General features: G+C 70.2%; 8 protein-coding genes. 4 read left to right on the forward strand and 4 right to left on the reverse strand.

Annotated features, from left to right (window positions below; translation table 11 throughout):
• The first annotated feature begins 56 nt into the window (after positions 1-56).
• The gene (locus ACO073_RS23260; RefSeq protein WP_422000703.1) at positions 57-3,515 is read left to right on the forward strand and encodes an error-prone DNA polymerase; all 3,459 of its coding nucleotides are present in this window, start codon (positions 57-59) and stop codon (positions 3,513-3,515) included.
• Between the two features lie 249 nt (positions 3,516-3,764).
• Here ACO073_RS23260 and ACO073_RS23265 read toward each other — a convergent pair whose 3' ends face one another.
• Positions 3,765-6,218: a ligase-associated DNA damage response DEXH box helicase gene (locus ACO073_RS23265; protein ID WP_422000705.1), complete on the reverse strand. Its 2,454-nt coding sequence runs from the start codon at positions 6,216-6,218 to the stop codon at positions 3,765-3,767.
• Positions 6,219-6,246: 28 nt separating this feature from the next.
• Here ACO073_RS23265 and ACO073_RS23270 point away from each other — a divergent pair, with 28 nt between their 5' ends.
• The 3 genes from ACO073_RS23270 to moaA are packed head-to-tail and all read left to right on the forward strand — an operon-like array spanning position 6,247 to position 9,877.
• Positions 6,247-7,263 (forward strand): ligase-associated DNA damage response exonuclease, encoded by a 1,017-nt coding sequence (locus tag ACO073_RS23270; protein ID WP_422000707.1) that lies wholly within the window; start codon positions 6,247-6,249, stop codon positions 7,261-7,263.
• Positions 7,263-8,888 (forward strand): cisplatin damage response ATP-dependent DNA ligase, encoded by a 1,626-nt coding sequence (locus ACO073_RS23275; RefSeq protein ID WP_422000708.1) that lies wholly within the window; start codon positions 7,263-7,265, stop codon positions 8,886-8,888. The genes ACO073_RS23270 and ACO073_RS23275 overlap by 1 nt, the downstream gene beginning before the upstream one ends.
• On the forward strand, positions 8,885-9,877 hold the full coding sequence (moaA, locus tag ACO073_RS23280) for a GTP 3',8-cyclase MoaA (RefSeq protein ID WP_422000710.1): 993 nt from the start codon (positions 8,885-8,887) through the stop codon (positions 9,875-9,877). Before ACO073_RS23275 ends, moaA begins: the two co-directional genes overlap by 4 nt.
• Before the next feature lie 21 nt (positions 9,878-9,898).
• Here moaA and ACO073_RS23285 read toward each other — a convergent pair whose 3' ends face one another.
• The 3 genes from ACO073_RS23285 to ACO073_RS23295 all read right to left on the reverse strand — a co-directional run bounded on the left by ACO073_RS23285 (position 9,899) and on the right by ACO073_RS23295 (position 12,117).
• Positions 9,899-10,825, reverse strand: a complete 927-nt coding sequence (locus ACO073_RS23285) for a DMT family transporter (RefSeq protein ID WP_422000711.1) — start codon at positions 10,823-10,825, stop codon at positions 9,899-9,901.
• A 94-nt stretch (positions 10,826-10,919) separates the two neighbouring features.
• Positions 10,920-11,642, reverse strand: coding sequence for a gamma-glutamylcyclotransferase (locus ACO073_RS23290; RefSeq protein ID WP_422000712.1), 723 nt, complete (start codon positions 11,640-11,642; stop codon positions 10,920-10,922).
• 7 nt (positions 11,643-11,649) lie between these two features.
• A complete protein-coding gene (locus ACO073_RS23295; RefSeq protein ID WP_422000713.1) occupies positions 11,650-12,117 on the reverse strand; it encodes a MaoC family dehydratase in 468 nt (155 codons plus the stop codon).
• Positions 12,118-12,146: the final 29 nt, after the last annotated feature.

Below are 12,146 nucleotides of genomic sequence, written 5' to 3' on the forward strand. Positions count from 1 at the left end.
GTCGTGGAGACGAGGTCGGGACGACGGAAATGACCACTAGAACCTGAGGACGCGCCGTGTACGCCGAGTTGCAGGTCACGACCAACTACAGCTTCCTGCGCGGCGGCTCGCATCCCGGCGAGCTGGCGCTGCAGGCGATCGCGCTCGGCCATACCGCGATCGGCATCGCCGACCGCAACACGCTGGCCGGCGTGGTGCGGGCCTATGCCGCCATCAAGGAATACTACGAGGAGAATCCCGTGCCGCCCGAGCAGCGCCTCAAGCTGCTGGTCGGCGCCCGCCTCGAGACGCGCGACGGCTACTCGCTGCTCGCCTATCCCACCGACCTCGACGCCTACAAGAACCTGTCGCGGCTGCTGACGGTCGGCAACCGGCGCGCCGAGAAGGGCCGCTGCGACATCGGCTTCGACGACCTCGCGGCCCATGCCGAGGGGCTGCTGGCCATCGCCCTGCCGCCGCGCCGGCTGGACGATCCCGCCTTCGCCGAACGCCTGCGGGCGCTCGCCCGCCTGTTCGGCGACCGCTGCCATCTCGCCGCCACGATGCTCTATCGCGGCGACGATGCCCGCCGCCTGGCCAGGCTCGACGACCTCGCCGCGGCGGCCGGCATCGGGCTGGTCGCCACCAACGACGTGCACTACCACGCGCCCGAGCGGCGGGCGCTGCAGGACGTGGTGACCGCCATCCGGCTGGGCAGCACGGTCGACGCGCTGGGCTTCCGCCGCTTCGCCAGCGCCGAGCGCCATCTCAAGGAACCGCAGGAGATGGCCCGCCTGTTCCGCCGCCATCCGCGCGCCATCGAGCGCACGCAGGAGATCGCCGAGCGCTGCCGCTTCTCGCTCGACCAGCTCACCTACCAGTACCCGGTGATGTACGAGGGCGGCGAGACGCCGATGGACAAGCTGGTGCGGCTGACCTGGGAAGGCGCCGCCCGGCGCTACCCCGAAGGCGTGCCGCAGAAGGTGGCCGACACGCTCCGCCACGAGTTCGAGCTGATCGGCCACAAGCAGATCGCGCCCTACTTCCTCACCGTGTACGAGATCGTCGAGCAGGCCCGCAGGATGGGCATCCTCTGCCAGGGTCGCGGCTCGGCCGCCAACTCCGCGGTCTGCTACTGCCTCGGCATCACCTCGGTGAACCCCAACGAGACCGAGGTGCTGTTCGAGCGCTTCCTGTCCAACGAGCGCGACGAGCCGCCCGACATCGACGTCGACTTCGAGCACGAGCGGCGCGAGGACATCATCCAGTGGATCTACCGCGAGAAGGGCCGCTCGCGCGCCGCGCTGGCCGCCACGGTGATCGCCTATCGCAGCCGCAGCGCCATCCGCGAGGTCGGCAAGGCGCTCGGCCTGTCGCCCGACACGGTGGGCGCCATGGCCGACACGGTGTGGGGCATCGGCTCGGGCGGCGTCGAGCCCGGCCGGGTGCGCGAGGCCGGGCTCGATCCCGGCGACCCGCGGCTGATGCTGGCGCTCGAACTGTCGGCGACGCTGTGCGGCTTCCCGCGCCACCTGTCGCAGCATGTCGGCGGCTTCGTGCTGACCGAGGGCCGGCTCGACGAGCTGGTGCCGATCCAGAACGCCGCCATGGACGACCGCACGGTCGTCGAATGGGACAAGGACGATCTCGACGCACTCAGGATCTACAAGGTCGACGTGCTGGGGCTCGGCATGCTGACCTGCCTGCGCAAGAGCTTCGACCTGATCGAGACGCATTACGGCGAGAAGCGCACGATCGGCATGGAGCCGACCGATCCCGCCGTCTACGACATGCTGTGCCGGGCCGATTCGGTCGGCGTGTTCCAGGTCGAGAGCCGGGCGCAGATGTCGATGCTGCCGCGGCTCCGGCCGCGCTGCTACTACGACCTCGTCGTCGAGGTGGCGATCGTGCGGCCCGGTCCCATCCAGGGCGGCATGGTCCATCCCTATCTCAAGAACCGGGCGAAGGACCCCGCCACCATCCCCTACCCGGGCAAGCTGCGGAAGATCCTGGAGCGGACGCTGGGCGTGCCGCTGTTCCAGGAGCAGGCGATGCAGATCGCCATCGACGCGGCGGGCTTCGCGCCGGCCAAGGCCGACAAGCTGCGCCGCGCCATGGCGACCTTCCGCCGCTCCGGCACCATCCACAAGCTCAAGGACGAGTTCATCCAGGGCATGATCGGCAACGGCTACGAGCCGGACTTCGCCGAGCGCTGCTTCAAGCAGATCGAGGGGTTCGGCGAGTACGGCTTCCCCGAGAGCCACGCCGCGAGCTTCGCCATCCTGGTCTACGATTCCTCGTGGGTGAAGCACCACTATCCCGAGGTCTTCGCCGCCGCCCTGATCAATTCCCAGCCGATGGGCTTCTACGCCCCGGCCCAGCTCGTGCGCGACGCCCGCGAGCACGGCGTCGAGGTGCGGCCGCCCGACATCAATGCCAGCGACTGGGACTGCACGCTGGAACCGCTGGCGCCTTCTGCCTCCTCTTCCTTCTCAAGCTCGAGTTCCTCTCCCCCTCCGGGGGAGAGGTTAGGTGAGGGGGCGTCAAGCGATGTCCATCTCCCCCTCACCCAGCCTCTCCCCCTCGCGGGGGAGAGGAGCATGAGAGCAGAGAGGAGAAATCGCTGCGCGCTGCGGCTCGGGCTGCGACAGGTGACGGGCGTCGCCGAGGCCGACATGCGCCGCCTGGTCGAGCGCCGCACCGTGCCCTATCGCGATCCCGCCGACCTGTGGCGGCGCGCGGGCCTCGGCAAGCGCCAGATCGTGGCGCTGGCCCGTGCCGACGCCTTCGCCTCGCTCGGCCTCTCGCGCCGCGACGTCCTGTGGGCGGTGCGCGGCTTCGCCGACACGCCGCTGCCGCTGCTCGATGCGCCCAAGACGGACGTGCGCGACCTCGAGCCCGTCGTCGCCCTGCCCTCGCTCACCCTGGGCGAGCAGGTGGTGGACGATTACGGCGCGATCTCGATGTCGCTGCGCGCCCATCCCATGGCCTTGCTGCGGTCGCGCTTCGCGGCGCGCGGCGTGTCGCCGACCAGCGTGCTGGCCAGGGCGCGGAACGGCGATGCGTTCGTCCTGGCCGGGCTGGTGCTGGTGCGCCAGCGGCCGGGCACCGCCTCGGGCGTGGTCTTCGTCACCCTCGAGGACGAGCACGGCATCGCCAACCTCGTGGTCTGGCCCGGCGTGTTCGAGGCCCATCGCCGCATCGTCATGGGCGCCCGCCTGCTCGCCGTGCGCGGCCGCGTGCAGCGCGAGGGCATCGTGATCCATCTCGTCGCCGAGACGCTGCGCGACTGGTCGGCCGACCTCGATTCGATCGGCGAGATCGACGGCTTCCCCCTGCCGCACGGTCGCGGCGATCAGGTCCGCTCCGACCGCCCCGACCCGCGCCGGCCTCCTCCCGAGCCGGTCCCCGTCCCGGAGGCCAACGCCACCCGCCATCGGGCGAAGAAGGGCGCGCCGGCCGCGGCCGGCTACGACCGCAGCCGCATCCATCTCGACCGGCCGACCATCCGCATCGCCTCGCGGGACTTCCACTGAGCGCGTTTGATGCAGATCAACGCCGCTCCCGGGACCCCTTGTCACCCTTCGGTGTCTTCAAGGGAGAATCGCGATGCCCAGCAACGAATTCTACTATCTGATCATGGTCTGCGGCGCCTTCGCCGTGTTCGGCGTGGCGATGGCGGCCAACTACATCCGCTACCGCAACTGGCTGAAGCACCAGCCGCACTAGATCGCGACGTCGGCCGCGCCTCGTCGACGACGGGGCGACGGCCGGCCGGACTCCGGCTACAGCCGCGTCGCCTCGTCGATCAGCTCCTGGGCGGCGATATCGAGCAGCTCGTCCTCGGCGGTGCCGTCGAGCACGCGCTCCTTGCCGATCTCCAGCAACACCGGCACGGCGAGCGGCGAGATGCGGTCGAGCCGGCGGTAGTCGATGCGCCCCCTGGCGCGGCGCAGCAGGTCGCCCAGGCGGCGCAGGTCGGCGAGCTGCCAGGCGGCGTCCTGGCGGGTGGCGCGCAAGAGGATGTGGTCGGGCTCGTGGCGGCGCAGCGCGTCGTAGATCAGGTCCGAGCTGAAGGTGACCTGGCGGCGCGACTTCTCCTCGCCCGGGAAGCGCCGCTCGATCAGGCCGGCGATCACCGCGACGTTGCGGAACGAGCGGCGCAGCATGGTCGATTCGTCCATCCACGCCTCGAGATCGTCGCCCAGCATGTCCTCGTCGAAGAGCTGGTCGAGCTGCTGCTTGGTCGGCGGCCTGAGCCCCCAGATCCCCAGCACGTAGTCGGTGGCGACGAAGCCCAGCGGCTTCAGCCCCATGCGCTCCATGCGCCGGGTCAGCAGCATGCCCAGCGTCTGATGGGCGTTCCGGCCCTCGAAGCAGTAGGCGACGATGAACTGCTTGGCGCCGCGTGGAAAACCCTCGATCAGCAGGCGGTTGCCGGCCGGCAGGCTGGAGCGGATGCGCTGGATGCGCAGCCATTCGCGCACCTCGGGCGGCAGCTTGGGATGGCGCGACGGGTCCTGCAGGATGCCGCGCACCCGCTCGGCCAGGAAGGTCGAGAGCGGCAGCCGGCCGCCGCCATAGGCCGGCACCTTGGGATCGCCGCCGGTCGCCGGCGAGCATTGCGCCACCAGTTCCTTGACGCCCTCGAAGCGCAGCATGCGGCCGCCGAACACGAACGTGTCGCCCGGCACCAGCCCCTGCACGAACGCCTCCTCGACCTCGCCCAGCACCGGCCCGCGCCGCAGCTTCACCTTGATCAGCGGCAGCTCGACGATGGTGCCGACGTTCATGCGGAACTGCCGCGCCACCAGCGGCGAGGCCAGCATCCAGCGCCCGTCGGGCAGCTGCTTCAGCCGGTGCCAGCGCTCGTAGGCGGCGAGCGCGTAGCCGCCGGTGGCGACGAAGTCGAACGTGTCGTCGAAGTCCTGGCGCGGCAGCTCGCGGTAGGGCTGCGTGGTGCGCACCTCCTCGAAGAGCTGGTCGCGGTCGATCGGCTGGGCGCAGGCGCAGCCGACGATGTGCTGGGCCAGCACGTCGAGGCAGGGCGGCCTCGGCGGGTCGCCGTCGAGCTCGCGCGCCTCGATGGCCTCGAGCGCGGCCAGCGATTCCAGCACCTCGAAGCGGTTGGCCGGGGCGATCATGGCACGGCTCGGCTCGTCGAGCCGGTGGTTGGCGCGGCCGATGCGCTGCATCAGACGGCTGACGCCCTTGGGTGCGCCCATCTGGATCACGAGATCGACGTCGCCCCAGTCGATGCCGAGGTCGAGCGACGAGGTGGCGACCACGGCGCGCAGCCTGCCCGCCGCCATCGCCGCCTCGACCTTGCGGCGCTGCTCGACGGCGAGCGAGCCGTGATGCAGGCCGATCGCCAGGTTCTCCTCGTTGATGCGCCACAGCCGGTCGAACACCAGCTCGGCCTGGGCGCGCGTGTTCACGAACACGATCGAGGTCCTGTGCTGGCGGATGATGTTGTAGACCTCGGGCACCGCGTGATGGCCCATGTGGCCGCCCCACGGCAGCCGCTCCTGGGCGTCGATCAGCGTGACCTGCGGCGCCGCGCCCGGCTCGCCGACCACGATCTCGACCTCGTCCTTGACCGCGAGGAAGTCGGCGAGGCCCGGCGGATCGGCGACGGTCGCGGACAGGCCGACGAAGCGCACGTGCGGCGCCAGCGTGGCGACGCGGGCGAGGCCGAGCGCCAGGTGATGCCCGCGCTTGCTGGTGGCGAAGGAATGCAGCTCGTCGATGATGACGCAGCGCAGGCTGGCGAAGAACTGCGCAGCGTCGGGATAGCTCAACAGCAGCGCCAGCGATTCCGGCGTCGTCATCAGCAGGTCGGGCGGCCGCTCGCGCTGGCGTTGGCGGCGACTCTGCGGCGTGTCGCCGGTGCGGCTCTCGGCCCGCACCGGCAGGCGCATCTCCTCGATCGGCATCTCGAGGTTGCGCCGGATGTCGGTGGCCAGCGCCTTGAGCGGCGAGATGTAGAGCGTGTGCAGCTCGCCCTTGCCTTTCTTGTGGGCGAGGTCCTCGCCGGCCAGCCGGCGCCCGGTGAGCTCGATCAGCGACGGCAGGAAGCCCGCGAGCGTCTTGCCGCCGCCGGTCGGCGCGATCAGCAGCGCGCTCTTGCCCCGGCGGGCGAGGTCGACCAGCGCGAGCTGGTGCGGCCGCGGGGCCCAGCCGCGGCTCGCGAACCAGCGTGAAAACAGGTCGGGCAACCCCATATCTGGCGGGCCCATTTCAGCCGGATAGGATGCCTCAGCTTCGATGACGACCACCCTCGATCCCCGCTCCTGGCTCCATCCGACGCCGCGCGGCCTGTACTGCAAACCCGGCGATTTTTACATCGATCCGGCGGTGGCGGTCCCGCGCGCCGTCGTGACCCACGGCCATGGCGACCATGCGCGGCCGGGCCACCGGGCGGCGCTGGCGACGCCGGAGACGCTGGCGATCATGCGCACCCGCTTCGAGGGCATGCCCGATACCCGCCAGCAGGCGCTGAAGTACGGCGAAAGCGTGCGGCTGGGCGAGGTCGATGTCGAGCTTGCACCGGCCGGGCACATTCTCGGCTCGGCGCAGGCCGTGCTGTCCTACAAGGGCCAGCGCATCGTCGTGTCGGGCGACTTCAAGCGGCGGCCCGATCCGACCTGCCCGCCCTTCGAGCCGATCCCCTGCGACGTGTTCATCACCGAGGCCACCTTCGCGCTGCCGGTGTTCCACCATCCCTCCGACATGGCCGAGATCGGCCGCCTGCTGCGCTCGGTGGCGACCTTCCCCGAGCGCACGCATCTGGTGGGCGTCTACGCGCTCGGCAAGTGCCAGCGCGTCATCGCGCTGCTGCGCGCCGCCGGGTGGGACGGGCGCATCTGGCTGCACGGGGCGCTGGTAGCGCTCTGCCGGCTCTACCAGGAGCAGGGCGTCGATCTCGGCGACATCGCGCCCGTGAACGAGGCGGTGCTCGAGACCTTCCGCGGCGCCATCGTGCTCTGCCCGCCCTCGGCGGTGTCCGATCGCTGGTCGCGGCGCTTCGCCGATCCCGTTCCCGCCGTCTGCTCGGGCTGGATGCGCGTGCGCGCCCGCGCGCGCCAGAGCGGCGCCGAGCTGCCGCTGATCGTGTCCGACCATGCCGACTGGGCCGAGCTCACCCAGACGCTCCGGGACGTCGGCGCGCCCAAAGTGTGGGTGACGCACGGCCGCGAGGAGGCGCTGGTCCACCATGCGCGCTCGCTCGGCATCGACGCCGAGGCGCTGCACCTCGCCGGCCGCGAGGAGGAAGGCGCCTGATGCAGGCCTTTGCCGCCCTGCTCGACGCCCTTTCCTACCAGCCGGCGCGCAACGCCAAGCTGCGGCTGATCGAGACCTACCTGCGCGAGACGCCCGATCCCGACCGCGGCTGGGCGCTGGCGGCGCTGACCGGCGGGCTCGATTTCCCGGCCGCCAAGCCGGCGCTGCTGCGCAGCTTCGGCGAGGACCGGATCGGACCCGAGCTGTTCCATCTCTCCTACGACTATGTCGGCGACCTCGCCGAGACCCTGTCGCTGATCTGGGAGCCCGATCCCGCCGCCGGGCCGCCGCCCAGCCTCGGCGAGGTGGTCGACACGCTGCAGGGCGCGACCAAGCTGCAGACGCCGGTGATCCTGAAGCGCTGGCTGGGGGCGCTCGACGCCACCGGACGCTGGGCGCTGCTGAAGCTGCTGACCGGCGCGCTGCGCGTCGGCGTGTCGGCGCGGCTCGCCAAGCAGGCGGCGGCCAATCTCGGAGACAAGCCGGTGGCCGAGGTCGAGGAGATCTGGCACGGGCTCGAGCCGCCCTACCGGCCGCTGTTCGACTGGCTGCTGGGCGACGCGCCGCGACCCAGCACCAACGCCGGGGGCGCCTTCCTGCCGCCGATGCTGGCCAACCCGATCGAGCAGGCCGAGCTCGAGGCGCTCGATCCGGCGCACTTCCGCGCCGAATGGAAATGGGACGGGATCCGCGTCCAGGTCGCGGCCTCGGGCGGCGTGAAGCGGCTCTACAGCCGGGCCGGCGAGGACGTCTCGGGCGCCTTCCCCGACATCGTCGAGGCGATCGACTTCGAGGGCGTGTTCGACGGCGAGCTGCTGGTGCGGCGCGACGGCGCGGTGGCGCCGTTCAACGACCTGCAGCAGCGGCTGAACCGCAAGGTCGTGACGCCGAAGATGCTGAAGGACCATCCCGCGCATGTGCGGCTCTACGATGTGCTGTGGCTGGCCGGCGAGGACCTGAGGGCGCTGCCGTTCGACCAGCGCCGCGCCCGGCTGGAGGCCTGGATGGCCGAGCGGCCGCGGGCCCGCTTCGACGTCTCGCCGCTGGTCGTCTTCACCGACTGGGCCCATCTCGCCGACCTGCGCACGGCGACGACCGGCGACGGGATCGAGGGGCTGATGCTGAAGCGGGCCGACAGCGCCTACCTCGCCGGCCGGCCCAAGGGCCCGTGGTTCAAGTGGAAGCGCGACCCCTACCTGGTCGACTGCGTGCTGATGTACGCCCAGCGCGGCCACGGCAAGCGCAGCTCCTTCTACTCGGACTTCACCTTCGGCTGCTGGCGCGACGCCGGGGAGAAGCGCGAGCTGGCGCCGGTCGGCAAGGCCTATTTCGGCTTCACCGACCAGGAGCTGCGCTGGCTCGACAAGTGGGTGCGCGACCATACGACCAACCGGTTCGGACCGGTCCGCGAGGTCTCCCCGGAGTTGGTGCTGGAGATCGCCTTCGACGGCATCGCCCGCTCGACCCGGCATAAATCCGGACTGGCCATGAGGTTTCCCCGAATCAACCGGATCCGCACCGACAAGCCGGCGGCCGAGGCCGACACAGTCGAAAACCTGTTGCGCCTGCTCGACCCGCCGGGGGTCGAAAAGCCGGCCGAGACAGCCTACATTACAGGACCATGATCGACCCGTTCGGCCGGCACATCACCTACCTGCGCGTCTCCGTGACAGACCGCTGCGACTTCCGCTGCGTGTACTGCATGGCCGAGGACATGACCTTCCTGCCGAAGTCGGAGGTCCTGTCGCTGGAGGAGCTCGAGCGGCTGTGCTCAGCCTTCGTGCGCCGCGGGGTGAAGAAGCTGCGCCTGACCGGCGGCGAGCCGCTGGTGCGCAAGAACGTGATGTCGCTGATCCGCGGGCTCGGCCGCCATCTCGACAGCGGGGCGCTGGACGAGCTGACGCTGACCACCAACGGCAGCCAGCTCGCGAAGTACGCCAAGGACCTGGCGGCGGTGGGCGTGAAGCGGCTCAACGTATCGATGGACACGCTCGACCGCGAGAAGTTCCGCGAGCTGACGCGCTGGGGCGACCTCGACCAGGTGATGCGCGGCCTCGATGCCGCCCAGCAGGCCGGGCTGCACATCAAGATCAACGCCGTGGCGCTGCGCGGCGTCAACGACGGCGAGTTCGGCGACCTGATCCGCTGGAGCCACGGCCGCGGCATGGACCTCACCCTGATCGAGGTCATGCCGATGGGCGAGCTCGAGGGCGAGGCGCGGCTCGACCAGTACCTGCCGCTGTCGCTGGCCCGCGCCGAGATCGCCAAGCAGTTCACGCTCGCCGAGACCGACTACCGGACCGGCGGGCCGGCCCGCTACTTCACGGTCGAGGAGACCGGCGGGCGGCTGGGCTTCATCACGCCGCTTACCCACAATTTCTGCGAAAGCTGCAACCGCGTGCGCCTCACCTGCACCGGCACGCTCTACATGTGCCTGGGCCAGGAGGACGCCGCCGATCTCAGAGCGCCGCTGCGCACCTCGGAGAGCGACGAGGTGCTGGACCAGGCGATCAGCGACGCGATCGCGCGCAAGCCCAAGGGCCACGACTTCATCATCGACCGCCGCAACACCGGCCCGGCCGTGCCGCGCCACATGAGCGTGACGGGCGGCTGAAGGGGCGGCTGACCCCTCGCTTCAGGATTCGGGACTGGCCTTGGAATCTGCGGTCTTGATCTGCGCCCGCCGCACCGCCTCGCGGTGCGAGATGTAGAGCGCGCTGCCGAAGATCACCGCCGCGCCGACGAAGGTCCAGACGTCGGGCGTCTGGAAGAACAGGAAGTAGCCCAGCAGCGTGTTCCAGATCAGCGACAGGAAGCCGATCGGCTGCAGCAGCGTGATGTCCGCGAGCTGGTAGCCGCGCTGCTGGCAGAGATGGCCGAGCGTGCCGCAGAGGCCGGCCGCCAGGAACCACAGGAGGTCGGTCCAGGACGGGGTCTGCCAGAACCAGAACGCCGCCGGCGCGGCGCAGATCACGATCACGATGTTCTGCCAGATCACGATCGTGTTGGCCGAATCGGTGCGCGCCAGCGCCTTGGAGATCAGGTTGGAGGCCGAGAAGATCGGCGTCGACAGCAGGATGCAGACGACGCCGATGTGCAGCGACGAGAAGCCCGGCCGGATGATGATCATGGCGCCGATGAAGCCGACGATGACGGCCAGCCAGCGCCGCAGCCGCACGTCCTCGCGCAGGAACAGCGCGGCGCCGATGGTGACGAAGATCGGGCCGGTGAAGCCCAGCGCCGTGATCTCGGCCAGGGTGGTGAGCGGCAGCGCCACGAACCACAGCATCATGCCGACCGTATGGATGGCGCCGCGCGACACGTGCAGGCCGATCCGGTTGGTGGTCAGAGAGCGGGCGAGGCCGAGCCGCATCACCAGCGGCAGCAGGAAAAGGGCGCCGAAGAAATAGCGCAGGAACGCCATCGTGTAGGGATTGAGATGGCGCGCCGGGATCAGCGTGAAGACGTTGAGCAGCGCGAAGACCAGCCCCGACAGGGCGACCCAGAGGATGCCGCGCAGATTGGGCGACAGGGCCATCCAGCGGTCGACGAGAGCGGACACGGCCGGACTATCTCACGACCGGCGTCTCCCTGCATCGCGCCGTTTTCGATGCGCGAGTCGTGAAGCGGAAAGAGCCCCGAGCCAGGGGCCGAAACTAGGCGGCCGGCGCGGCCGCAGCCACGGCCGGCTGGATCGCCGGGATGACGTAGCCGTCCTGGCGCAGGGCGGCCACCCGCTCGACCAGCTCCTCGATGTAGGGATCGTGGATGTCGAGGGCGCGCGCGTGGGCGGCGGTGCTGGCGAGGTAGTCGCGGCAGGCGCCGCGGCGGCCCTCGGCGAAGGCGATGTGATGGGCGGCGCGCTCCATCGGCAGGTCGCCGCAATACTGGCAGTGGGCGGGATCGACCACGAAGGTGACGGAGGTGACGGTGCGGCCGTCGCGCAGCACCGTCGGCACCCACTGGGCCTGGTAGACGCCGGCCAGCATCTCGCGGTTCCACAGGAGCTCGAGCTCGCTCCTCACCTGGTCGGGCGCGAGGCGGTAGGCGATGCCCTCGCAGGCGCCGCCGCTCTCCAGCGCCAGCATCAGCCCGGGCAGCTCCGGCGTGCCGCGCCCCATCGGCGTCCAGAAGCAGAAGGATCGGCGCCAGCCGTCGATCCGGCAGGGCTGCGCCTCGGCGTACTCGATGGCGGGATTCCACATCAGGGACCCGTAGGCGAAGACCCAGGCCTCCTCGCCGGCCGGGTAGCGCGTCATCGCGTGCTCGAGGCTCGCGGCGCGCTGCTCGGCGGAGAGGAAGAAGTCGTAACCGGCCTTGCGGGCATCGTCGACGATGCGCGCAATGTTCTCGGCGGTCAGTTCCTCGCGTTTTACCAAGGGCTCCTCACACGCCGTACACCACGGACAGGGTTTCGGCGACGCAGGCGGGCCGCTCCTGGCCCTCGATCTCGATCGTCACCTGGTTGGTCAGCCTGAGACCGCCCTTGTCGAGGGGGTCGACGGCCAGCAGCTTGGTCCGCGCGCGCACCTTCGATCCAGCCGGCACGGGATTGGTGAACCGCACCTTGTTGCAGCCGTAGTTGATGCCGTTGCGCACGTTGTCGATGTGATAGATCTGGTGGTTGAGCATCGGGAGCAGCGACAGGGTCAGGAAGCCGTGGGCGATCGTCTTGCCGCCCGGCATGTCCTTCTTCGCCCGCTCAACGTCGACATGGATCCACTGATGGTCCCCCGTGGCCTCGGCGAACTGGTCGATCCTGTCCTGGGTGATCTCGACCCAGTCGCTGACGCCGATTTCCTGGCCCACATGCTTGTGCATTTCGTTCGGGTGGGCGAATTCCCTCTTGGCCATTTTCCTCAACCTCAACAGACACTTATGCT

The sequence above is a fragment of the Reyranella sp. genome (assembly GCF_965229815.1).
Lineage (GTDB): Bacteria > Pseudomonadota > Alphaproteobacteria > Reyranellales > Reyranellaceae > Reyranella.